Here is a 23,907-nt window from a genome sequence, read left to right on the forward strand (position 1 = left end):
TTATTTTTTTACTTTAATTTTCTCCGGCTGATCACTCGGATACGTAGCATATGCATCATTTTCATAATCCCAACTAATAATGGTAGCACTATCTCGTCCTAATTGATGATGAACGTGTTCTAACACATTATGAATATTTTCTTTTAGCCCAATATTATTTCCATTCATATCATTATAAAGATTTAATGGTGTTTCATAACAGCGTTCCCCGCATTCTAATACCCCATCTGTCACCATTACAATTCGATTCTTTCCAGTACGTAATTCACGAATTCCTGAAGAATAGCAAGGAACGAGTAAATCAAATGTGTTTACATTTCCAATCCATTCGTAAAAGTGGCGTTGATTCAATGCATATTGTCCTAATTTATGTAATTCTTCATGAAATACATAAACCAAGCAATCACCTATGGAAAGCCACCATATGTAATTTTCTTTTCTTACGCATATTAAGCAAGCAGTTTCACCTTTTACTTTTTCGCACTTTTCTTTAAATGAGCGGGATTGAAAAATCGCAAGTATATAATTTTCAACAGATCGAAATACGGTTTCAAGTGATTCTTTCATAATCACTTTTATATTTTCATATTCTTTTTGAATTGTATTTACTACTAAATCTACACTTTCTGCACTATTATGTCCGTCTAATATAACGGCGAATTCCCAATCACCATTCGACAAAACTAATGCACCGTCTTCATTCTTTTTTGCTCCGGCACTTATATTCCCGCCGTATTTACCAAGTACGATATCACCATATTGCTTTACTGAAACTTCGTCTAAACACATTTCCCTACTTCCAACCCATGAATATTGTGTATTATTTGTTGTATGCATACTCATTTACCATATACTTTCGTATTCTTTCGCATAGTTTTTTGATTTTCTCTGAGTCACCATATGGTGCCCCAGTCCATTTCGCTACTTCAGTTGGTGACCAAAACTCTTTTGGTGTATTCGGATAACGCGGAATAATGTGCATATGCAAATGTGGCACACCATTACCTGAAACGAAACTGTAAATATGTTCTGCACCTTCGCTTTCTTTAAGTGCTTTACTTACTCTACTAGTTATAAGTCCGAACGCTTTCGCTTCTTCATCTGTTAGTTCAGCGAGACCAGGTACATGTCTTTTTATATCAATCATTACATAACCAAGATATATTTCTTCTTTATCCCAATGGACATGTCCAACGTATATGAGAGAATCTTCATAAATAGCACCACCTGGAACTATAATGTTTCCTTTATGTTTTTCGCAAATAAAGCAGTTTTGTTCTGCTTGATTGTTTATTGGCATATCCATCACCATCCTTTTCATATATAATATCATAAAAAAAGGAAAAATAGGTTTTATATTCCGAAAATTCAATCTCTTAAAGCGATAATTTTCACATTAAAATAATTTACAACTCATTGTTTCTTCAAAAGCGTAATCCCCATTCCAACTGCAATCCCAATCGCTATTCCGATTGCTATATTATCAGTAAATACACCAGGAATTACACCAATTACAACACCTATAGCGACACCAATTGTCATAGCATCATTTCTTTTTTTATTTTCAGACAAAATTGCATCTCCTCCCATCATTTCTCCCTATATAATATCTATTTACATAAACGTGGTAATATCCTAATATATTCGCTATTCCACTTGAATATTTACAAAAATGTACTTTAAATATATTACTTTTCCATTTTCCATACATACTCCTCTTATTATGAAAAAATTTTCGAGTAACCATTAAATATACATAGGCATTTACTATAAGAAAGATTCGTAATTCATTTAAGGAGGAACGATTCAAATGCATCCTCATTGGAATCCAAATTTAAATCAACAATATGTTTACTCACCCCATACCCCAAGGAATACACTGCATTATGATTCGCAATACATGATGCAGCGCATCGCAAGCCTTGAAAGCCAATTAGCTAAATTGATCTCTTTAATCGAAGAAAATAATCATTTAATAAAATCAATGGAACAACAGCAAAACCAAGTTTGTGCACCAGCTGGAGGTTCTGTTATTGTTCGGATGTAATTCGAATTCAAAAAAACACACTTTGTTGTATAAAGTGTGTTTTTTGAATTATTTTCTTTTTGTATGAAACCCTTGCGTAATTCGGTCTAATATAATCGCAATCACGACGATAGCTAGTCCCGCTTCAAATCCCATTCCGATATTTACTTGTGTTACAGAGCGATATACATCAACGCCGAGACCTGGCGCTCCTACAAGTGAAGCTGTTACAACCATCGATAACGAAAGCATAATACTTTGATTCACTCCAGCCATGATCGTTCCGGTTGCGAGTGGTAATTGTACTTTAAATAATTTTTGTGATGTGGTAGAGCCAAACGCATTCGCAGCTTCAATTAAATCTTCTGGAACTTGTCTAATTCCTAAGTCTGTAAATCTGATTGTCGGTGGCATAGCAAAAATAACGGAGGCGATAATGCCTGGTACGACGCCTACCCCAAAAAATGTTATCGCGGGAATGAGATAGACAAATGCTGGCATTGTTTGCATAAAATCTAATGTCGGTTTTAAAAATTTTGAGAAACGTTCATTTTGAGATGCTAAAATGCCAATTGGAATTCCGACAATAATTGAAATAATAACAGATGTAAGTACGAGTGCTAATGTTTGCATCGTTTGTGCCCAGTAGTTAATATTTAAAATAAATAATAATCCAATGAGTGTAAAAATGACTAAAGATAATTTTCTCGTTGTGTACCAAATGAGGAAACATAGGATAATAATCATCAATATGGCTGGTATTATTGTTAAAAAATTAGTGAGTAAATCAACGAATCCGCCGATAATATAGGAGAATCCTCGGAACAGTCCTTCAAAGTGCTCATATAAACTTGCAACAAATGAGTCGACCCATTCCCCTAATGGAATACGCGGTATACTATTCATCGTCTTTCACCTCTTCCTCAATGTTACCTGCAAGAGCTTGAATGACACTTTCACGTTTAATAATTCCTCTTAACCTTTTCTTCTCATCAATTACGGGTAACGGATATTTCATCTCCGCCATTTTTGCATACGTCTCTTCAAGTAAAGTATCTAAATAAACGTGCGGAATATCATTAAGTAATAAATCAGCAATCGGCCACTGTTTTTGTACTGCTTTACTTGCATCATCCGCAGTTAATATACCTAAAAACTCATACTTTTTGTTTACAACATATACGGTAGAAACACCTGCATTCCTCATAATTTGAAGTGCTACACGTGGTCCACGATCAATTAATAAAGTCTCCGGTCGTTTTAATATAGATTCCGCCGTAATTACTTTTCCTAAATTCACGTCCGCCACGAATTTCTCTACAAATTCATTGGCAGGACTCATCATAATTTCTTCCGGCGTTCCAATTTGAACGATTTCTCCATCTTTCATTAATGCAATACGATCACCAATTCGAAGAGCTTCATCTAAATCATGTGTAATAAAAATAATTGTTTTCTCCATTTTGTCTTGTAGCTCTAACAATTCATCTTGCATTTCTTTTCGAATAAGCGGGTCTAATGCACTAAATGACTCGTCCATTAGTAATACATCTGGATTATTCGTTAGTGCCCTTGCGATTCCAACACGCTGCTGCATACCACCACTAAGTTGACTTGGGTAATTATCTTTATGATGATCTAGCCCTACTAACTGTAGCGATTCTAACGCCTTATTTTCTCTTTCCTCTACTGGAACTCCTTGAATTTCTAATCCGTACGCAACGTTTTGTATCACTGTACGGTGCGGAAATAAAGCGAACTTTTGAAACACCATGCTCATCTTCGTTCTTCTTACTCTTCGCAACTCTTCTTTTCCCATCGTTGCGATATCTTCACCATCTATGTATATATGCCCCGCTGTCGGTTTAATTAATTGATTTAGCATTCGAACCAATGTAGATTTCCCACTACCAGATAAACCCATAATAACGAAAATTTCTCCAGTGTATACTTCAAACGTTGCCTTTTTCACACCAACGTTCATTCCTGTCTCCTTTAAAATTTCGGATTTGCTTTTTCCTTCTTTTAATAAGGTAAGCGCTCGTTGCGGATGTTTCCCAAATACTTTTGTTACATTTTCAACACGTACCTTTGTATTATCCATGTCACTACTCCTTTTCTGCCCATCTATTTACATAGTGTTGCGATTTTGCAAAGAAATATTACATAAAAATGACATTCATAAGCTTTCTTTAAAATTCTCGTTTCCGTTCATAATAAGAATGCTTACTTATACATTTATTTAAAAAGGCAAACGTTTCTTAGGAGGGTTTCGATGAAAAAGAAAATATGGCTTATATGCCTTGCATTATTTATTACTATGATTTTCACTTCATGTAATGCAACAAATGCAAATTCGAAAGGGAAAATTAAAATAGGTGTAACAAGTTGGAAAGAAAATATCGCAACCGCAAACATGTGGAAAGTTTTATTAGAAGAAAAAGGCTACAAAGTTGAGCTCATGTATTTAGAAAAAGCTGCGATTTGGACTGGAGTCGCACGTGGTGATGTCGATGCAAATTTAGAAGTATGGCTTCCAGTTACTGATCAACCATTAAATGATCGTTATAAAGATGACATTGTCTTAAAATCAAAATGGTATGAAGGTACTGGACTTGGTTTAGTCGTCCCTTCTTATGTGAAAAACATAAACAGCATCGAAGATTTAAACGCTCATAAAGATGAGCTAGATAATAAAATCGTCGGGATTGAACCTGGCAGTAGCCTTATGAATTTAACGAATAAAGCAATGAAAGAATATGATATAAAACTAAAACTTGTCCAATCTTCAGAAGCTGCGATGATGAGCGAACTAAAGAAGGCATATACGAAAAAGAAACCAATCGCTGTTACGCTTTGGAATCCGCATTGGGGCTTTTCAGAATTTGACTTAAAATATTTAAAAGACCCTAAGAAAGTATATGGTGAAAAAGATGACATTTATTACTCAGTTCGCAAAGGTTTTGAAAAAGATCATCCGGATATTGTGAAATACTTTGATCAATGGAAAATGAATGATGAACAGCTTGGTACGTTAATGGTCATGTTAAATAAAACGAAAGATCCAGAAGAAGCTGCTCGAAAATGGATAAAAAAGAATCAATCGTTAGTCGATGAATGGATAAAAGATTAAAAAAGTAGGCTAGAGAATAAAATATAATCTCTAGCCTACTTTATGTTATTTTTTCGTAACAACATCATCTACAATCCCATATTCCTTCGCTTCTTCTGCAGTCATAAAATAATCTCTTTCTGTATCATGAGCTACCTTTTCTACTGGTTGCCCTGTTCGATCAGATATGATTTTGTTAATATCATGTTTTAACTTTAATATTCTTTTTGCTGTAATCTCAATCTCCGTCGCTTGCCCTTTTACACCGCCGAGCGGTTGATGAATCATGATTTCACTGTTAGGGAGCGCAAATCTTTTTCCCTTTGCGCCAGCTAATAGTAAAAGCGCACCAAATGATGCCGCAAAGCCCATACAAAGTGTTTGCACATCTGGTTTAATAAGGTTCATCGTATCTAATATTGCAAATCCCGCTGTCGTTGAACCGCCCGGACTATTGATATAGAGGAATATATCTTTTTCTGCGTCTTCCGCTTCTAAAAATAATAATTGTGCTACTACACTGCTTGCAACTTGATCGTTAATTTCTGAACCAATCATAATAATTCGGTCCTTTAATAATCTTGAATATATATCATAGGAGCGTTCTCCTAATTTCGTTTGTTCTACTACGTAAGGAATTGCATTCATATTAAATCCCTCCATCTATTTTATGCCGCACTAAGCATACAACTGTAAGAAGAAGGTTTTTTCATACTGAAGAATAACACCGGTTGTATTGATGGTAACTTAGTGAAATCTATTGTTGGGAGAAGTTTCGTCAACAATTCAGGTCTTTCTTCACGAATAGAAGTTACAACGATTTCAACATCATCCGTGTACTCCACTATTTCAATCCCTTCTTCACTTACCGTTTTCAGCCTATTTCTACTCCTAAATAACGATGCTTTCACTGCACCTTCTGATACCGAACATACTTTAGCAATATCCGCGATACTATATTGAAAAACATCCTTTAATAATAAAATTACGGATTGTTGCACATTTAACGAAGATAATACTTTCCCTACCATTTCATGCAAATCTGCAATTTTTTCATGTGGTTCTTCAAATGTATTTTGCTGTTCTAACTTTTCTTGAACGGATTTTGATTTCATTTGATCTAACCACTGATTTCGAGCAATTTTATACAGAAGCGTTATACAAATTTTCTTCTCACTATACTTTTGAAGAACTTTGCAAATTGCTTCTTGGGCAAGGTCTTCCCCATCCCATTTATTCTTCGTCAAAAACGTACAGTACCTTTTTACCTCTGCATAATGTTCAATCAATAAATTTATATTTGAATGATTCATATCGATATGATCCTTTAAAACCTGAGTTACTTTTGTGCACAAAATAACCACTCCTTTTCAGCGCTTACTTATTAAACGATTGAACAAATAAAAAAGTTACGGGGCTTATAATAAATTTTATGTTTATGTTCATGAATACGGGTCATAAATATGTTATATAGCATTTTACATGAGGAGGAATCAATTTGCCAAAATTAACAGTTGAAGGTACCGGAACTTTTGATGTTGCGGAAGGAACGAAATTAGTATTAGCACTTGAAGATAACGGTGTACACATTCTTCATCGTTGCGGTGGCAAAGCAAGATGTACAACTTGCCGAGTTGAAGTCATTGCAGGTGATTTTTGTGAGGCTACAAATGATGAAAAACAAGCTATTACGGAAAAAGGAATTGAAGACCACTTACGATTATCGTGCCAAATGCGTGTACATAAAGATATTACTGTTCGCCCTATACTTACAGTTGAAAATTCCGGTTTAGATGCTGGACCACGTCCGGCGGAGTAAAATGATGAATTTAAAACAGCTAGCCGGTGAATATGCTGCTGGCTTTGTAAAAGATGGTATGAAGGTTGGACTTGGTACGGGTTCAACTGTATATTGGACAATACAAAAGTTAGGTCAACATGTAAAAGAAGGGTTATCTATTCAAGCTGTACCGACATCAAAAGAAACTGAAGTATTAGCAAAGCAACTATCTATTCCGTTAATCTCTTTAAATGAAGCCGATATACTCGATCTCACAATCGATGGAGCAGATGAAATCAATAATGATTTACAATTAATAAAAGGTGGCGGTGGTGCATTACTTCGCGAAAAAATTGTTGCCACCTCCTCTAAAGAACTTATTATTATTGCAGATGAATCCAAACTCGTTTCACACTTAGGTGCCTTTCCACTTCCTATTGAAATCATCCCCTTCTCTTGGAAGCAAACTGAAAAGAGAGTTCAATCTTTAGGATGTGAAACACGTTTACGTATGAAAGATGGCGGACCATTTATAACTGATAACGACAATTTAATTATTGATTGTATTTTTCCAAACAAAATACTGAATCCAAATGACACACATACAGAGTTAAAGATGATTACCGGTGTAGTTGAAACAGGATTATTTATCAATATGACGAACAAAGCGATCATCGGAACAAAAAACGGGATAAAAGAATATTAACCATTTTAAAGGCTGACTTTTGCAAGTCAGTTTTTTATTTTTCATAGTATAACATTACAGTATGATATACTATGAAAACACATTCATATCACACTAGAAAGGGCTGAACAATTTGCAATCCAAACTCATAACAGAACTTACTGATTTAGAAACTGCCTTTTACATTCGAAAAGAAGTATTCGTAAAAGAGCAAGGTGTCCCTCTTGAGGATGAATTCGATACATATGACCAAATTGACGAGACATGCAAACATATATTAGTTTATTATAATGAACTTCCTGTAGGAACTGGCCGTATACGATTCATTGACGGAATGGGTAAACTAGAACGAATTTGTATTTTAAAAGACTATCGCAAATACGGATTAGGAAAAGTAATAATCCAGGCACTAGAAGAGATTGCTCGTAACAAAGAAGCAAATAAAGTGAAACTACACGGTCAAACACAAGCTGAAGGATTTTATGAAAAATTAGGCTATCAAACTTCTTCTGATGTATTTATGGAAGATGGAATTGCGCATATTCTTATGACGAAAGTGTTATCATAAGAAAAAGGTGTAATATAAATCTGCATTATTGGTTTATATTACACCTTTTCTGTATCCTATTCTAATTCTTCTATTTCATAAAACTTATCATATTCTTCTCTGTATTGAAGTTTAAATTTTTCTATTAAACTTGCATCTGCTAAAATAATATCAATTACATCTGAATTTATATATAACAAATAAGTATCGTTATAAAAAGAAATATACGCTTGCTGACCACCATTTACGATATACTTGCAATACTTATATACTTCATCTTTATGTACACCTTTAATCGTAGTAAATATTATTGTACTTTTAAGATCATCATCGTCTACTTGCGTTTCTGTCCAATTTTTAATCTTCATGAATCTTCCAATTTTTGTTTTCTCATTTATTCTCTTACTTCTACCATATGTTATATAACCGGAAGTAAATGAAATATCAATTGCATCAGGACTTTTAAAAAGTTCAGTCAAAATCCCTCTTAATTTTCTCAAATTACCCTCAAATAATTCAGTGTCAAATCTAATTCTATTTTTCGCCTCCACTTAGAAAAAGGGTGTGGCTCTCATATCATCAAAATTCACATTTAGTATTTTCATTCTTTCCATATAATCCATTCCTCGCTTCATATAGACACTTTTCACATGTATATTTTTAATACCGACTTGTAAATTTAATAATTTCATCAACAGCTTTTTTATACCCACCTGATTTTCGGAAAGACTCCTTCATATTCAAAGCAGTTTCTTTGAATGAAGAGTTATTTAATAATAGATCTACACTTTCACGTAGTTGATCCTCAGTTAATTCTTTCATATGTAACTTAATTCCTGCCCCAAGATTCTCCACTTGCTTTGCGATTACTGGCTGATCCGCACTTTGCGGAATTACAATTAGTGGCACCCCATTATAAAGTCCTTCATGTGTACTATTCATTCCACCGTGTGTAATAAATAATTTTGTATATGTAAGTACCTCAATTTGTGGAACATAATTTTTCACAATGAAGTTTTTAGGAATCTCACCTAAATCACTTATTTTAGTCTTTTCACCGATAGACATAACAATAGTATAATTGGTATTCTCAAACGCTTTAAAACAAAGTTTATAGAAAGTAATGGACTCGTTAAAAACCGTACCTAGTGAAATATAAATGAGACTTTTCCCTTCGATTGTAGTAAAATCGAAGTTTTCTTTTCTTAATTGTGTAGAAATAGATGGTCCTACAAATTTATATGATTCATCAAAAGTTTCTCCAAAAGGTTGGAACTCCCTCGTTGTATAAACAATTGTAAGTGGTGCAGGATTACAGAAAACTTCATAAGGTGATTTAATTTCAACACCATATTTTTCTTTAATTCCTATTGTTAAGTTTTGATAATCATTTTTAATTTTTTCAATAGATTCATCTCGGATATTTTTTGAAAGATGTTCTAACATTATTGTGAATGATTTTTCATCCTGCGCAAAAGATGTACATGAATTAATTGCTGGCAGCTTAAGAATTTGAGCAATTAGATGTCCACAGCCAAACATAGAATCGTGAATGATGTAATCAAAATGTTCTCCTTCAATTTGTTCAAGAACACTCGGTATAATAACATCTGCTGTATGTAAAAGACCATTTATTCTTTCTGGTAAATAATTTCGACCACCGGAAAGAAAAGCTTTTATAAACTTTTGGTCGTCAATTGTTCGTACAGTAGCCCCTGTTTTTTCAATACGCTCTCTGAAAGCTTCTATTGAAAAATAAACTACCTCTTCACCGCGGGAAATTAGTTCTTCTACAACTTGTACTGTTGGATTTATATGTCCTTCTGATCCAGCGTTAATGAATAAAACACGTGCCAATGTAAACACTCCTTAGGTTAAATGATTTCTATGTTGTCATTAGGAGTACAGACACTTTCCGTACTCCTATCTTTTATTCTCCTTCTAAATGGACCTAGCAAGCCTAAAACCAAGATCATCTATATGAAATGTAGGATGGCTACGGCGGCGACAAGTAGCACCGCACCCTCTCGCTCCTTCAGCCCAGCTACCACCCCGGAAAATTCGGTACGATCCATACACCTTTTCATCATACAAATCGTAACACCATTCCCAAACGTTCCCTAACATATCATATAATCCCCATGCATTCGGTTCTTTTCCCCCGACCTCATGAATATGTCCATCTGAATTTTCATTATACCAAGCAATCTCTTTAAGCTCTCCATATATGTATCCAGTAGTTCCTGCCTTACACGCATATTGCCACTCTGCTTCAGAAGGTAATCGGTAGCCATTGGAACCTAAATTACAACTAACAATTTGACCGCTATCACTAATAGAATAATACTCTTTTAATCCCGCTTTTTTTGAAAGTAAATTACAAAACACAATCGCATCATTCCATGAGATACTTACAACTGGTCTATTATTATATTTGAATATATTTGGTGTATTATTCGTAATAGCATCATATAATTCCATCGTTACAGCATATTTTGCAAGAAGAAATGGTTTAACTTGAACTTTCCATTCTTTTTTTATTCGATCATCTCTTAATACTACCTCTCCTGTTGGAACTTTTACCATATAAGAATCAGTCGAGCGAATGATTTCATTCAATATTATCCCTCCAATTCAAAATGGAACATAATTTAATTCTTTTAATGCACCAATTTATACTTACCGTACTTCCTTTAAGAATCGTTGAACCTCACTTGGTGTTTTTAAAATAATAACTCTTTTATCCTTATTTAATTGATCGAGTCTTTTTACAATTGCAGGTCTTTTCGTCTTAGGATATTCCCATATCCATTTGAAAAATTGCAAGTCAAACCTTTCTTCACATCCAGCACCCATATCCGGTCTTGTTTTATTCCGATATTGCACAATTCTTTTAAAAGCACGATAAACACATATTGTTCTATGAATATCAAGAAAGATAATTGTATCCGCTGCGTTAATTCTTATGTCCATTGTCCCGCCATAATTCCCATCAATAATCCACTTTTCTTCTTTAATTAAGTCATTTTGAACTGTTCTTTGTTCCTCCCTTGGAACACCTACCCAATTCGGTTTCCAAAATAATGCATCAAGATGATACACCTGTATTTTTAGTTTATTTCCTAACTGCTTTGCTAATGTAGATTTTCCTGAACCACCAGAACCAATCAATATTATTTTTTTCATATTAGTATGACTCTTTCTATAGATTCTTCAATAGCTTCTTTATTAGCAAAAATCCATAAAAACATCTCTTCATTTAACTTTAGTAAATCTTTTAACTGAACAAAATAAGTAATAAAAATAATTTGTATAGAAAGCATAACATACCATATAGACTGTATTTCCTCTCTTGTTAAAGGATTTTGCTTATTATATCCTTCAAAGATCTTTCCAACTATACGTAGCCATTTCCCTCTTAATATTTCATCAATATATAACTCACTCAAAATGCTCGTACAACAATAGCATAAATCGAATACCCTTACATTACTTTCTAAAAGTTCAAAATCTATAAACCCTTGAAATTCATTCCCTTTAAAGATTACATTCGATAAGTGCATATCGCGATGAATAATTTGTTTTGGTAATGAGTGAACCGTTTCCTTGAAAGCTGTATGTATTTGACCCATTTTTTGAATTACATTCCGATGAACATGCTCATTCTTTTCTAAAATTGGTAAAACCCATCTGTATACTACTTTATACAAATCTCTTTTTATTAACCCGCTTGTACTGTTCACTGAATCTAGTGCTTGATGTAGATTCGCTATTTCATCTCCAATAGTGCTCCCTAGCTTTATCAGCTTTTCTGTATCTTTTATTTCTAGCACACTTCCAGTAACATATTCGTACAAACAATAATACTTCTCTTTATAAAATACGTACCTTTCATCATTTCTCGTTTTTACTAATTTTTGTACTTTAATAACTTTCTCATCAAACTGTTCTAATACATTTAATTCATTTAGAAGCTGCTTCATCGATCCCTTTCCCTTTAAAATATACACTTTATTATTACAATGAATTTTCGTTACGTTTGGTTGAATTTCAGTAGCTGCAACATCTTTATATTGAAACCAAAACTTTGCAATTTCTAATATATCCTCCATATACAAATACCCCTTTTAAAATTCACTTATTTCTTCCGTAGCATAAACTCACCAAGCATTCCTACTCCCACACCAATTGTGTAAGCCACTAAATCACTCCATAAAAATCCGTACCCTAATACGAGTCCACCTAAAGTCGTTGCGCGAATGCTATCTATCCAAGTCTCATGGTACAATTGGCTAATTTCAATCCCGTAGCAAAATATCAAACTAATAAAAGCTAATTTCCTCGTTTCTATTTTAGGAAACAAAAATCCAAATCCAGTGAAAATCATTAATGCCCATAATGCATCACCTAAGTAGTCATTTAATAGATCTGGCAATACAAAAGCAAACTTTCTGGAACTAAGACCTAAAATAACAACAACTATAGTAAACAGTGCATATAGTAATCTGTTTCGTTTCGTATTCATTTCAAAATCTCCTAATATATAATCTAAAACTGCAAATAGCTAGTAAAATATAATCATTTTACTAGCTATTTATGGTCGACTTCACTTTGTATTTAATCCAATAACTCTTGCTGCTTTTTCTTTGAAAATGATTGTAGTACTAAATCATACGACCAATCAATCATTTTATTAATTTGTTCTTGTTCTACACCCTTATGTATATAAACTGTATTCCAATGTTTTTTATTCATATGATATCCAGGAATAATTGTTTCCGGATAATCTTCTCTTATTCGCAAGGCAAGTTCTGGATCACATTTTAATGTAATCGCAGCTTTTTCACCTTCTTCATGATTCACTATCGCAAATATTTTATTATTGATCCTCATACATGTTGCACTCCAGCCATCTGGAGAATCTGCTGTCGCTTTTCTTTTCGATAAACAATATGCTCTTGTTGCATTCATTCTAATTGGCACCTATTATTCTTTCACTATTTGATTACGATGCATCACAATTTGCTTCGTCGCTTGAAACTGCTGTTCACCATAAAACTTTATTAGTTTCTCTCCGCAAAATAGACTAACAATATCAATATGAGATATCTCTTTCAGTAACATTGTTAGCATCTTCTCACCAATACCTTTATTTCTTACACTTTCATGTACGACAACATCTTCAATATACGCCCGAAAAACACCGTCAGTAACAACTCTAGCAAATCCAATTAATTCGTTTTCTTCCCATACTCCAATTGCTATACTATTCTTTAACATTTTTTCAATATCAATTACTTTTCTTTCTGGCCACCAGCCAACAGAATCGTAAAGTTTCTTTATTTTTTCTACACAGATTGGTTGTTCATGTTGTAATTTATACGTGTACATTTTTTTCTCCCATCAACTAGTATACATAATATTATTATAATCTCTTTTCTAAAAAGTGTTGACTATGCCCTTTAGGATGATTTTCAACAACACCATATTCTCGGTATCCGTGCTTTTTATAAAATTCTGGTGCTTGGAAACTAAATGAATCTAGTAAAATGAGTCTACATCCTTTTTCCTTCGCAATTTCTTCTATTGTATGTAACAATTGACTACCATAACCATCATGGCGAACTGATTCATCAACCCATAAAAAATCGATGTGTAGATGATAAAAATACATCATTCCTGTTACCCCACCAAAGATTTTACCTTCCTCATCTTTCACTACGAAACTTACTTGTTCCATTGGCTGTTTTACTTCATCTGACAGCGCAGACATGTTATATTGAATTAATTTATTTTTAATGTATTCTCCTTCAGTGCGTGTACCGTTCTCTATACGTTTCATATATTTCATCCTTTCAATTCTTATAATATTTACATATTTTTATTGCATCATTTCAATAGACTAATCAATACAAATCTACCATATGTAACAAAACATGAAAAACCAATTAATCCCGGCATTGATACATGCCCTGTTCTTGCATAACTTATGACGATAAAACTAGCAATTAATGGAATAGGTTTATATCTGTGACATAAGGGCATATGCTTATTTTTATTTTTAAGGGCTTTTTCCTTATACTTGTGTATTAACTAATTCATAAGTTGTAGAGTGTAAGTTGGTAAATGATAAGGATGGTGTGAAAATGAGTAAATTTAATAAGAAATTTCATATTCCATGCGAATGTTTCGGTCCCCCTATACCTCCACCTCAAATTGGGCCTACTGGGCCTACTGGACCAACCGGACCAACCGGAGCAACTGGTTCAACTGGAGCAACTGGTTCAACTGGAGCAGGAGCTACTGGGCCAACGGGGCCAACCGGACCACCAGGAGGACCGTCAGGACCGACTGGGGCAACTGGACCGACTGGACCAACCGGAGCTACTGGGGCAACTGGAGCTACTGGAGCTACTGGAGCAGCTCAGATGGTAATTTATTTAGCTACTGATCAGCCAATTGCTAATAATCAATTTTTTGGTTTAGGTACTGCACAAGCAGGTTTCGTAAGAAATAATGTGGTTATACCACAAACAGCAACAATTACTGGTATAGTTTTTAGTATTCGAGATGAGAATTTAGTTGCAGGAGCTACTGTATCTGCTGAAATTGTTGTAAGTGATACATGCGCTACAACATCAATAAATACAGGTATTATAGCAACTGTAGTGGGTACGGGTTCTCCTACTAATTGTTGTGCAGTTGGTACTGGTAGTTTTCTGGTTGAGCAATGCGATTTATTATCAGTAAGGGTTACAATAACAGGAAGTGGAGCATTAATGCGTGGTGCTGCTGCCACTATTCTATTTGCTAACTAACCATATTTTTTATCTACCTTTATCTCCTGTATAAATAGGCGATTTAGTTCCAGGTTGGAATCAAGTTAGGGATGTTGAAGAAGTAGGTGTTCCAAACGTTCATAGTGGTCGTATTTCAGCTTACTGGTGGACCTTGTACTTCATGTGCACAGAATTTCTAATGTATTGATATACTTGAAGCTTTTCGTTTTGCTGGTAGGTCCCATAACTATTAAAGAGAGCCTTCTGGCTCTCTTTTCATATTAGGAATCACCATACACTCCCATATGCTGAGCGCATTCCTTTATAGTCCCGATACATATGAGCGATTCACTTTTGTAAACGGTATACTCCTTTAGGTGCACTATTCCCCTCCCTGCTATTAAAATAACGTTTTTATTCAATTATCGGTTACAACGTTTGTTTGACTTGTCATCTTATATTCTTTATATAAGCACTTCAAAGCTTCTAGAATTGTTTCATCAACCTCTTTATTATCAAATCGATTAGGTAAATTTCTTCCCCCAATTACATAAAGGAACGGAAATTCATGAAACATCCCTATTATACCAATATTTATTGTAGCGGTGGATAAACCACCTGTCACATGCGCTAAATGATAATACGGTATCCCTTCATAATTACCTTGTTGCCTTACCATTCCACTAATAATGGGTTCCCATAATTCTGGTTCTGCTTTATACCCTTGAAAAATATGTACTAAAAGTGAAAGAACTTGATTTAACTCTCCGACATTTTGCTCATCTCTAGGGTTTTCCTGTATATGAATCTTTGAAAAGTACGTTAAAACATTTTCTCTGACAGTTTCCCATCCTCCGCAGTGCATTACAACCGAGTGAGCAATATAACTGTCGTGGCAAGCTATCATTACTTCAACCGCTTTACTAAGTGTTAATGTAGTTCTTCCTTGTAAATGAGGATATAACTGCACACTATCCTCATTTGGATTAAACTTAATGTGATGAAGTGTATCATTCCAATTAATTTGTTTGTCCTTTACCATCCTCGCTACTGCAAATCCAATTGCCACTTTTGCTGCTGATGCTAATGGAATATAAAGATTATTATTATAGGAGGCAACTATATTTTCATATTTTGTAGAGTAAACAGATACTCCAACTTGACCAGATTGTATTTCTTTTATTTTTCGTATGACAGTTTCCATATTCATCCCTCTTTTTATATTGTTTTATCACCTCCTGAAAATTCGATATAAAATGTCAAAACCCTCCTTTGTTAAATTATATTGGTGAATACAAAAAAGATAGCATGAGATTTCTTCATACTATCTTTTGAAATATACACAATTTCTTTTTAAAATTATTTTTACAGTAATAGATACAGCTATTCTTCAGTAGGATTTTTAGGACCATTAAGCTCCAATTGATAAAAAGCTAAATCTAGCCATCGATTGAACTTATAACCGGCTTTTTTTATTGTCCCTGTATGAACAAATCCATAGTTTTGATGCAGGGCAATACTTTTCTCATTTTCTGCGTCAATTCCAGCAATTAAGGTCATATATTCTCTTTCTTTCGCAATAGCTATTAGTTCTTTCATTAAAGACTTCCCAATTCCATTTTTTCTATATTCCTTATCAACGTATATGGAGTGTTCAATTGAATATTTATAGGCAGGCCACGCTCTAAATGGACCAAATGTTGCAAATCCAACCACTTTTTCATCTTGTTCACAAACTAATATCGGATAACCTTCATCAATCTTTTGTTCATACCAACTTTGTCTATCTTCAAGTGTTACGGATTTATAAGCATATACAGCAGTAGAATTTAGAATGGCATCATTATAAATATCTAAAATATACGTTAAATCTTTTTTAGTTGCTTCTCTAATCATTTTCCCCTTCCTTTCAAAGTGATTTTCCTCTTTAACTTTCTATCAAGAGATCTTTCAATTGAAATTTTGAGTTTATTTATCTGAACGAACTCTAGCTTTTCGAAAACCATCAATTATATTTAGTACCGCAGATAAAATAACGAAAAATAAACTTCCACCAATTAGCCACGATTTAAATTCAGTAGAGGATATGGTAAATATATTCGCCACATACGTAACGAAATCTTCGTTTAACAAATTCGGGTTTATGACTATTACAATGAACGCTATCGTTGCAGCTAACTGTAGGATTGCATTCCAAGTTGCCATTTTGTTCGTCCATTGACCTTGTATAAATTTATATAGTGACATCGCTATTTCTAAAACGATCATAATAACAACGATTGGCCAGTACTGAAGTAAAACATCTTGATTGAAAGTTGGCGCGACAAAATTCAGTCCATTTTCAGTACCTTCATATACGCCTACAAGATGATTGGCATAAAAATAAAGCGTTGCCCATACTGCCGTCCACATCAGCCCTCCAAAAACTTCAAACTTTGAAATCGCCTTTTTCTTCGGGATATACGAGATGCTTTTCAAATCATCTGGTGTCCATTTTTTAAAACTTGTTGTTAATGGGTGCGCATCTTTTTCCTTATCCGTTCTTTCTAAAATAGCAAAAACAATTGTTACCCAGAAAAATACTTGGAGACCTACTTCCAATGTCCTTCCAATGCCTTCACCTATCATTTTTAAAATTACATTTAATACCGCCTGATCACCACTATAGCCAATAAAATTTTCTGCAACCATTGAAATAAGCGCAATAACAACCGCAATCGGTATAATCATTTTTAATAAAGTCATATATACATCAAAATAACGTGGTCCAATTAAATGCATCGGTCTATCCAAGTACCCATTAGCCAATGAGACTGGACTCCCTAATTTTTCAAGAACACTTTTTTCATCGTCTTCATTATAATCATCAGGTAACATATCCTCGATTGTTGACCGTAGTTCAAGTATAATATCTTCACGATTTTTTTCAGGTAATCTCTTCGCAACTTCCTCGACGTAGATATCAATCAAACTCATTCTTGTCCTCCTCCTTTAATAAGTTATAAAGTTCTTTCGAATCCTTTATCCATTCCTTTTTCAACTGCAAAAATATATCTAATCCATATTCACTTAAAACATAATACTTACGAGGTCTACTCTCAGTTTTATCCCAACTACTCGTCACTAGCTCCTGCTTTTCTAATCGGCGAAGTAGTGGATATAAAGTACTTTGATCTATCATGATTCCTGATTGCTCCAATAATTGGACAAGCGAATATCCATACTGCGGCGTTCTTAGTTGACTTAAAACCGCTAATGTCAATGTCCCTCTCCTTAGCTCAGTAATTAATGAATTTAATAAAGTATCCATTCATCCACCTCATTTCCATTACTATATGTCATACAGTATGTGTTTTATACTATGTATCGTACAGTATTAGTGTGACAAAAACAATGATTTTTCAAAAAAATATACAATAAAAAGCACAAACGATATGATTTGTGCTTTTCTAGCTAACTTAAATGCCTATATAACACGCTTAACTTTGTACCTCTGGTAATATAAACTCTCCTTTTTCTTTTGGAAATGGGACAACATCTACAATTGCATCTACGTTGATTACTCCGTATACATGCGGATATTTTTGACCGTTAGAAGCAAGTTCATATTTTATTTCTGCTTTTAACAGGGATGGATCAATTGTAAGTAATAAAACATCTTCTTCATGACTAAAATGTTTTTGAGCAACTTTTAAAGCTTGGTTTAATAATGAACAATGAATAAACCCCTCTTTTATAAGTGATTCTTCATTAATTTCTCCCGTTGTTTTCGCGATTTCCCAATTTCTTTTTGATATTATTTTTGTAATCATAGCTATTCCCCCTTTTTAATATATGTAATGATATAATAATACTAAAATTTCCAACACATGATTAATAGATTGGAGACTTATAATGGATAAAAAATTAGAAGAGATAATTGTAAACTCCTTTTTTACTAAGCGACTTCAAAATAGGATCATGTTTGAACTTTCTTCAACTAAGAAACGTAAAGATGCCATAGGTCGCCTTTGCCATAATTACAGAACTACGCTACGTGAAGAATATATGATTGAAATCCCTAAACCTAATTCGTGTCCAATTGATATAGGTCGTCTGTTAAAAAAACATGGGGCCGATGATTCTTGCTACGCCATATCATGGGACACTAAAATCGATGGGAAAATACTCCCTTTGCTGGACGCATTAGAGGCTGCTGTTGGAATGGGAATGCCTTCTATTCTATACTCAATTACAAATCAAGTTGCGTATTTTGAAGCAGAACAAGAAACACTTCCATCACCAAGATTTATACTTAAACGCACATATTAAATCATATAACTCCAGTGAATTTTTTCTATATGCTTACGTTATTCAATTAAAATAGCATTTTATCGGGATGGAGATACATAACTAATGAGTAAAAATCACACTGCACTACAAGCCATTATTATACATATGAATACAAATGAGAACTGGCATGATTTTATTTCTTACTGTCAGCAGCTCGAAGTAGGACTACGAAAATTAGCTTTTAAGCATTTAGATATATTTATTACAAATGCAAAGAAATGGGAATCCAAAGATCAACAAGAGTTTGCTATTACGCTTTTTACTATTTTAGATACATCCAACGAGAAAAATGAAGTATTAACTTTCCCGTTAAATTGTTTTCTAATAGACATTCTATATCAATGGTTAGAAAAGGATCCATCTGATTCAAGACCTTTTAGATGGATGGGACTTTATATGGGTTCCGGAAATACTGATGAGGATTTGGAACAACTTCTCCAAAAAGCCATTGAATTAGGTGGCGATACCGAACAAGAGGCAATGATACATCTTGTTTCTTACTATATAAATAGCTTAGAGTTTTGTACGCATGAATTTCCATCAGGTTATTGCGGAGATTTAAACGAATGTAAAGAAAAACTTCCCTATATGATTCAATTAATTGAGAGAATTCAGGATGAGAACATAAAAGAACAAATATTGTGGCAAATACAAGAGCAACTAGACTTAATTCTAGATTGGTTAAAGAATGCACAAAATCCGGTAGATGCTGTTCGTCTATGGGAAAAAGAGCAAATTAAAGAATTTGAGAATATGATATTTTATCATTTAAACAACAGCTCAGGGTGTTAATTTACATACCTTTCAAGTATAAAAAAGAGGATTTTCATGAACTGCTAGAAAATCCTCTTTTTTATTTATTTTAATCCCTTAATTAAAGGCGATGCTTCCCCACTATAGAAAATCCATAAATCATGAAGTGATCTCGTACATCCGACATACAATAATTTCGCATCATGTTTTGTATTTTTGTAATGTTCTTCATCAACGTCGATTAGAAGTACAGCATCAAATTCTAACCCTTTCGCCAAGTATACTGGTACTACCGAAATACCACCTTCATACTTACTTTGATCTGCTTCAATGAAGTTAACAGTCAATCCAGCATTTGTTAACTTCTCATATATATCACGGCACTCATCATCTGTTCTTCCTATTACCGCAATTGTTTTCACATCTTCATTTTGTAGATGTTGTAATGTCTTCACAATTTCAATAAATTGGTCCTCTACCCGAATTATTTTCACGTCTTCACCGCTACGGAAAACTGGTGTAGCAAGCCCTACTGGAATCTCTGCATTTTTTATTATTTCATTAGCAAATTCAATAATTTCTTTTGTAGAGCGATAACTTCTCGTCAATTCATAATAGCCTGTTTCTTGGAATACTTCCTTAAAAGCATTCCAGTCTTCAATTCCTTGATAATCATAAATCGCTTGAGATAAATCACCTAATATAGTGAAAGAATTACCTAGTGTAATTTCTTTTAATACATAAACTTGGAAGGGTGAAAAATCCTGGGCTTCATCAATAACGACGTGATGGAACTTCTGTCCGATTTCAATGCCTGTTATGCGATGATGTATGTAAATTAAAGCTGGTAAGTCTTCCACATATACTTCTTTTTTACGACAACTCTTTTCTGTTTCTTGAACAAGCTCTTCAGGTAATACTTCGAGTATTTCTTTACTTTTCAACATTGAACTATACAGTGAAAGTGGGCTCATTTTCGGCCAAAAATTCATATATGTGCTCAATCTCTTTGTTGCTTCTTTTTTTAGTAACTTTTTCTCGTTTGTTTCTCCAAACTTTTTCAGTTCAATTTCAATCCAGCGCTTCATTCTGCCGACTAAACGTTCTCGTCTTTTCTTTAATGGATAGTGTTTATATTCTACCTGCATCCATTTTTTAACGTCTTCCACTGGAATAACTGCTTTATCCCATGCCTCAAAATCTTTTGTCGGTACTAATTCTTTTTCAAATTGAATCATTCTTTCTTCAATAAACGACTTGAATTCCAGCGTGCCTTTTAATTTACCGAGCATAACTTTTTTTTCATCGCGATTAATTGAAAAAGCTTCTTTCATTTTTTCTTCTGTCTGCTTCAGTTTCACCGAACCATCTAACGTACGTAATGCCCAATCTGGAAACGTTGTTTGACTAATATTTCCTACCCCTAACTCAGGAAGTACACTCGAAATATAATCTAAAAACAAACTGTTTGGAGCGAATACGATCATTCTCTCCGCTTCAAGTTGTTCACGATATTCATAAATTAAAAAAGCAAGGCGATGTAAAGCGATTGTTGTTTTTCCGCTCCCTGCAACCCCTTGAATTAATAATGGTAAGTTTCTTTCCGCACGAATAATATCATTTTGCTCCGATTGTATAGTCGAAACGATATCTTTCAATTTATTATCTTTATTCTCACCTAATCGATATAGAAGAAAATCATCAGCATGCGAGACATCTTCATTTCCTTTTACATATGTATCAACAACACGTTCTAGTTCTCTTTTTCGAATGGAAATGTTTCGCTTTAAATAAACATCGCCTTCTACTAATCCGTCTGGTGAATGATAAAATGCTAATTCATCACCACCGGTAAATGAATAAAACATACTCGCGACAGGTGCTCGCCAATCAATTACAATTGGTTTCATCGTATCTTTATCTGAAACACCTACTTTACCGATGTAAATCGGCATTACGTCTGCCTTGCCATCCTCCTGAAAATCTAATCTTCCAAAGTACGGCTCATGTACACCAATACGTAAGCTTTGTCTATTAGACTCCCTCATACTTTCAAGAATTTGCTCTTTAAAATCTTCTCCATAATAAACTGGAATTTTTTCAAGCTGTTCTAATTGATCATCCATCGTACTTAAAGTATCTTTCATTTTTTGTAACTCTGCGTCAAAAATGTTGTTCATTTGATGATTCCCTCCTGTCCGTTCCAATTTTTTTAGTCAAGACATAATTGTATTAAAAATCCATCCATAAAGTCAATAGTTAGATTGAGAATTTTCCGAAATAAAGAAAATACAAAAAACATGCCTCTTTATCTAAGATTTTGAAGTATCCTTAAAACAAATTTTTTCTCTATATTTATTTATGAGAATTACATTCATTTTTTATTTTGGGGACCAATCAATTTTTCACTTACATGCAGGAATTACATACTTACCAAATAAGTCTAAAGATGAAAGTACTTTATGATGTTCTAATCCACCAAAATTCATTACTGCCATAAAATTCGTAACACCTATTTCACTGTAAGACTGAATTTGTTGAATAACTTCATCAGGACTTCCTATTATTGGATTGAATTTATGTTTAAGGTCTTCATATGAAATATTAGTCCCACGTGGAGTATTCATAAATAGTTGATAAGGGCCTTTTGCATCTGATTCAGCATCTGCAGATGTTTCACCAACATGAACATGAAATGCAATAGGGATTTCCAATTCTTCTGGATTACCGTATCCTGACTTTAGATACGTATTCTTGTAAGTATCAATCAGCTTTGCTAATTCATCTCGTGATTTACTAAACCCAAGCCCCATGAAATTGTTTCCCATACTAGCAACATGATTAACACCTTTTTCACTAGAGGTTGCAATCCAATGAGGCGGAAACGGAGCTTGTGTTGGCTGAACATTAAGCCTAAGGTCTTTGTATTGAAAAAAGTTCCCTTGATGAGAAAAAATCTTGCCTGACCATGCCTTACGTAGCACTTCTAGAGACTCGTTAAAACGCTCAGTTTTTTCCTCCAATGAAATATTATAACCATCAAATTCCTTCTGTGCATATCCACTACCTAACCCAAAATCTAATCTTCCGTTTGATAAAAGATCAACCATCGCATAATCTTCAGCAACTCGTATAGGGTTGTGTAATGGAAGTACTGAAACACCCACACCAAGACGAATTCTATTCGTCCTTTGAGATACCGCAGCGAGCAGAACTGCTGGAGAGGGATTAACACCAAAATCTGAGAAATGATGTTCTGCAAACCATACCCCATCAAAATTCATTTCTTCAGCCCGAACGGCTTGCTCCAATACCTCATTATAGAATTGTTTAGGAGTTCGGGATAATTGATTGGGGTAATTATCAAATATTGTCAATGTACTGAATTTCATTTAATATCGCTCCTGATAATTTCATTTAGTTTCTTCCCTTCATAGATTGCTTACAAACAATCTAGATGGCACTGTATGTAAAAATAATCATTCTAGTTATCCGAATCATTCCACTGACGACTTATTTCTAGCCCATAATCCATATCGTAAACTTCTTTTATAGCTTTAACTTTTTCAAGACTTGTATCGCTAAATACGGGTTTATTTTCAAAAGAATGTAGAACGATTCTTTCAAGAAGAACGCCTAGCGAAATATCATGATATTCTGCCATTGCTTTCAAAACTTTTACCATTCTTTTTTCCATCCTAATACCAGTTTGCACACGTTCAACTTTAATTTTTGTATTTTTTTCATTTATTTGTTCATTATTTTGTTTCATAACTTCACATCCTTAATGTAAAAAACGATATTTTATTACCACGATAACAATGTATCATTATAACATTGATGTATATTTTGTCAATTGTGTCATTTTATTATTGGTTAAACATAATAGATTC

31 protein-coding genes and 1 pseudogene are annotated in these 23,907 nt (G+C 33.9%); 8 read left to right on the plus strand and 24 right to left on the minus strand.

All coding sequences use genetic code 11. The annotated features are described in order from the left end of the window. From JTF23_RS24350 to JTF23_RS24360, 3 genes are all read right to left on the minus strand, one after another. Entirely contained in the window at window positions 1-837 is an 837-nt protein-coding gene (locus JTF23_RS24350; RefSeq protein WP_176108027.1) for a PP2C family serine/threonine-protein phosphatase, read from the minus strand. Beyond that, window positions 821-1,321: an HIT family protein gene (locus JTF23_RS24355; protein WP_078174707.1), complete on the minus strand. Its 501-nt coding sequence runs from the start codon at window positions 1,319-1,321 to the stop codon at window positions 821-823. Before JTF23_RS24355 ends, JTF23_RS24350 begins: the two co-directional genes overlap by 17 nt. A 92-nt stretch (window positions 1,322-1,413) precedes the next feature. After that, window positions 1,414-1,590: a glycine zipper domain-containing protein gene (locus JTF23_RS24360; RefSeq protein ID WP_078174706.1), complete on the minus strand. Its 177-nt coding sequence runs from the start codon at window positions 1,588-1,590 to the stop codon at window positions 1,414-1,416. Between the two features lie 220 nt (window positions 1,591-1,810). Between JTF23_RS24360 and JTF23_RS24365 the strand changes: the two genes are divergently transcribed. Then, window positions 1,811-2,047, plus strand: coding sequence for a hypothetical protein (locus JTF23_RS24365; protein WP_016105064.1), 237 nt, complete (start codon window positions 1,811-1,813; stop codon window positions 2,045-2,047). Window positions 2,048-2,095: 48 nt separating this feature from the next. Here JTF23_RS24365 and JTF23_RS24370 read toward each other — a convergent pair whose 3' ends face one another. Beyond that, window positions 2,096-2,932: an ABC transporter permease gene (locus tag JTF23_RS24370; protein WP_204209983.1), complete on the minus strand. Its 837-nt coding sequence runs from the start codon at window positions 2,930-2,932 to the stop codon at window positions 2,096-2,098. Further along, window positions 2,925-4,130 carry a quaternary amine ABC transporter ATP-binding protein gene (locus JTF23_RS24375; protein ID WP_000370622.1) on the minus strand — a complete coding sequence of 402 codons (1,206 nt, stop codon included), beginning with the start codon at window positions 4,128-4,130 and terminating at the stop codon, window positions 2,925-2,927. The genes JTF23_RS24370 and JTF23_RS24375 overlap by 8 nt, the downstream gene beginning before the upstream one ends. Window positions 4,131-4,301: 171 nt before the next feature. Here JTF23_RS24375 and JTF23_RS24380 point away from each other — a divergent pair, with 171 nt between their 5' ends. Next, entirely contained in the window at window positions 4,302-5,159 is an 858-nt protein-coding gene (locus JTF23_RS24380) for a glycine betaine ABC transporter substrate-binding protein (RefSeq protein WP_002110276.1), read from the plus strand. A 45-nt stretch (window positions 5,160-5,204) separates the two neighbouring features. Here JTF23_RS24380 and clpP read toward each other — a convergent pair whose 3' ends face one another. Together clpP and JTF23_RS24390 are read right to left on the minus strand one after the other, a co-directional pair. Next, entirely contained in the window at window positions 5,205-5,786 is a 582-nt protein-coding gene (gene clpP / locus JTF23_RS24385; RefSeq protein ID WP_002161520.1) for an ATP-dependent Clp endopeptidase proteolytic subunit ClpP, read from the minus strand. A 20-nt stretch (window positions 5,787-5,806) separates the two neighbouring features. Next, on the minus strand, window positions 5,807-6,493 hold the full coding sequence (locus JTF23_RS24390; protein WP_002161519.1) for an RNA polymerase subunit sigma-70: 687 nt from the start codon (window positions 6,491-6,493) through the stop codon (window positions 5,807-5,809). 143 nt (window positions 6,494-6,636) lie between these two features. Between JTF23_RS24390 and JTF23_RS24395 the strand changes: the two genes are divergently transcribed. From JTF23_RS24395 to JTF23_RS24405, 3 genes are all read left to right on the plus strand, one after another. After that, entirely contained in the window at window positions 6,637-6,957 is a 321-nt protein-coding gene (locus tag JTF23_RS24395) for a 2Fe-2S iron-sulfur cluster-binding protein (protein ID WP_204209984.1), read from the plus strand. 4 nt (window positions 6,958-6,961) lie between these two features. Then, window positions 6,962-7,624 carry a ribose 5-phosphate isomerase A gene (rpiA, locus tag JTF23_RS24400; protein WP_002161518.1) on the plus strand — a complete coding sequence of 221 codons (663 nt, stop codon included), beginning with the start codon at window positions 6,962-6,964 and terminating at the stop codon, window positions 7,622-7,624. A gap of 112 nt (window positions 7,625-7,736) precedes the next feature. After that, window positions 7,737-8,171, plus strand: a complete 435-nt coding sequence (locus JTF23_RS24405) for a GNAT family N-acetyltransferase (protein WP_078174704.1) — start codon at window positions 7,737-7,739, stop codon at window positions 8,169-8,171. A 56-nt stretch (window positions 8,172-8,227) separates the two neighbouring features. Here JTF23_RS24405 and JTF23_RS24410 read toward each other — a convergent pair. The 9 genes and pseudogenes from JTF23_RS24410 to JTF23_RS24450 all read right to left on the minus strand — a co-directional run bounded on the left by JTF23_RS24410 (window position 8,228) and on the right by JTF23_RS24450 (window position 13,992). After that, a pseudogene (locus JTF23_RS24410) lies at window positions 8,228-8,764 on the minus strand (phosphatase). Window positions 8,765-8,810: 46 nt separating this feature from the next. Next, the gene (locus JTF23_RS24415) at window positions 8,811-10,007 is read right to left on the minus strand and encodes a macrolide family glycosyltransferase (RefSeq protein WP_078174703.1); all 1,197 of its coding nucleotides are present in this window, start codon (window positions 10,005-10,007) and stop codon (window positions 8,811-8,813) included. 84 nt (window positions 10,008-10,091) lie between these two features. Continuing rightward, complete coding sequence (locus JTF23_RS24420; RefSeq protein ID WP_078174702.1) at window positions 10,092-10,769, minus strand: formylglycine-generating enzyme family protein; 678 nt, start codon at window positions 10,767-10,769, stop codon at window positions 10,092-10,094. 60 nt (window positions 10,770-10,829) lie between these two features. Beyond that, the gene (locus tag JTF23_RS24425) at window positions 10,830-11,336 is read right to left on the minus strand and encodes a DNA topology modulation protein (protein ID WP_199709126.1); all 507 of its coding nucleotides are present in this window, start codon (window positions 11,334-11,336) and stop codon (window positions 10,830-10,832) included. Further along, window positions 11,333-12,262 (minus strand): phosphotransferase enzyme family protein, encoded by a 930-nt coding sequence (locus JTF23_RS24430; RefSeq protein ID WP_204209985.1) that lies wholly within the window; start codon window positions 12,260-12,262, stop codon window positions 11,333-11,335. Before JTF23_RS24430 ends, JTF23_RS24425 begins: the two co-directional genes overlap by 4 nt. 26 nt (window positions 12,263-12,288) lie before the next feature. Beyond that, window positions 12,289-12,675: a ribosomal maturation YjgA family protein gene (locus JTF23_RS24435; RefSeq protein WP_078174699.1), complete on the minus strand. Its 387-nt coding sequence runs from the start codon at window positions 12,673-12,675 to the stop codon at window positions 12,289-12,291. 92 nt (window positions 12,676-12,767) lie between these two features. Beyond that, complete coding sequence (locus JTF23_RS24440; protein ID WP_002161512.1) at window positions 12,768-13,121, minus strand: MmcQ/YjbR family DNA-binding protein; 354 nt, start codon at window positions 13,119-13,121, stop codon at window positions 12,768-12,770. Between the two features lie 15 nt (window positions 13,122-13,136). Further along, window positions 13,137-13,541, minus strand: coding sequence for a GNAT family N-acetyltransferase (locus tag JTF23_RS24445; RefSeq protein WP_016105075.1), 405 nt, complete (start codon window positions 13,539-13,541; stop codon window positions 13,137-13,139). 34 nt (window positions 13,542-13,575) lie between these two features. Then, a complete protein-coding gene (locus JTF23_RS24450) occupies window positions 13,576-13,992 on the minus strand; it encodes a GNAT family N-acetyltransferase (protein ID WP_002110291.1) in 417 nt (138 codons plus the stop codon). Window positions 13,993-14,296: 304 nt separating this feature from the next. Between JTF23_RS24450 and JTF23_RS24455 the strand changes: the two genes are divergently transcribed. Further along, window positions 14,297-14,968 carry a hypothetical protein gene (locus JTF23_RS24455; RefSeq protein ID WP_204209986.1) on the plus strand — a complete coding sequence of 224 codons (672 nt, stop codon included), beginning with the start codon at window positions 14,297-14,299 and terminating at the stop codon, window positions 14,966-14,968. Between the two features lie 379 nt (window positions 14,969-15,347). Here the strand turns inward: JTF23_RS24455 and JTF23_RS24460 are convergent, their stop codons facing one another. The 5 genes from JTF23_RS24460 to JTF23_RS24480 all read right to left on the minus strand — a co-directional run bounded on the left by JTF23_RS24460 (window position 15,348) and on the right by JTF23_RS24480 (window position 18,741). Beyond that, entirely contained in the window at window positions 15,348-16,133 is a 786-nt protein-coding gene (locus tag JTF23_RS24460; protein ID WP_078174697.1) for a serine hydrolase, read from the minus strand. Window positions 16,134-16,312: 179 nt separating this feature from the next. Further along, window positions 16,313-16,825 (minus strand): GNAT family N-acetyltransferase, encoded by a 513-nt coding sequence (locus JTF23_RS24465; protein ID WP_078174696.1) that lies wholly within the window; start codon window positions 16,823-16,825, stop codon window positions 16,313-16,315. A 72-nt stretch (window positions 16,826-16,897) separates the two neighbouring features. Further along, window positions 16,898-17,905 (minus strand): HAAS signaling domain-containing protein, encoded by a 1,008-nt coding sequence (locus tag JTF23_RS24470; RefSeq protein WP_204209987.1) that lies wholly within the window; start codon window positions 17,903-17,905, stop codon window positions 16,898-16,900. Beyond that, entirely contained in the window at window positions 17,892-18,239 is a 348-nt protein-coding gene (locus JTF23_RS24475) for a PadR family transcriptional regulator (protein ID WP_002110296.1), read from the minus strand. Before JTF23_RS24475 ends, JTF23_RS24470 begins: the two co-directional genes overlap by 14 nt. A 169-nt stretch (window positions 18,240-18,408) precedes the next feature. Then, window positions 18,409-18,741, minus strand: coding sequence for a DUF952 domain-containing protein (locus JTF23_RS24480; RefSeq protein WP_078174694.1), 333 nt, complete (start codon window positions 18,739-18,741; stop codon window positions 18,409-18,411). A gap of 82 nt (window positions 18,742-18,823) precedes the next feature. On the opposite strand from JTF23_RS24480, the gene JTF23_RS24485 reads away from it, so the two are divergent. Further along, window positions 18,824-19,240: a hypothetical protein gene (locus tag JTF23_RS24485; RefSeq protein ID WP_078174693.1), complete on the plus strand. Its 417-nt coding sequence runs from the start codon at window positions 18,824-18,826 to the stop codon at window positions 19,238-19,240. 84 nt (window positions 19,241-19,324) lie between these two features. Further along, on the plus strand, window positions 19,325-20,053 hold the full coding sequence (locus JTF23_RS24490) for a hypothetical protein (RefSeq protein ID WP_078174692.1): 729 nt from the start codon (window positions 19,325-19,327) through the stop codon (window positions 20,051-20,053). A gap of 65 nt (window positions 20,054-20,118) precedes the next feature. Here JTF23_RS24490 and JTF23_RS24495 read toward each other — a convergent pair whose 3' ends face one another. From JTF23_RS24495 to JTF23_RS24505, 3 genes are all read right to left on the minus strand, one after another. Then, window positions 20,119-22,194, minus strand: a complete 2,076-nt coding sequence (locus JTF23_RS24495; RefSeq protein WP_204209988.1) for a HelD family protein — start codon at window positions 22,192-22,194, stop codon at window positions 20,119-20,121. A gap of 225 nt (window positions 22,195-22,419) precedes the next feature. Further along, window positions 22,420-23,406 carry an LLM class flavin-dependent oxidoreductase gene (locus tag JTF23_RS24500; RefSeq protein WP_088078704.1) on the minus strand — a complete coding sequence of 329 codons (987 nt, stop codon included), beginning with the start codon at window positions 23,404-23,406 and terminating at the stop codon, window positions 22,420-22,422. Window positions 23,407-23,498: 92 nt separating this feature from the next. After that, on the minus strand, window positions 23,499-23,786 hold the full coding sequence (locus tag JTF23_RS24505; RefSeq protein WP_199659546.1) for a hypothetical protein: 288 nt from the start codon (window positions 23,784-23,786) through the stop codon (window positions 23,499-23,501). Between the last annotated feature and the right edge of the window lie 121 nt (window positions 23,787-23,907).

This window comes from Bacillus sp. RIT 809, from assembly GCF_016892495.1.
Lineage (GTDB): Bacteria > Bacillota > Bacilli > Bacillales > Bacillaceae_G > Bacillus_A > Bacillus_A cereus_U.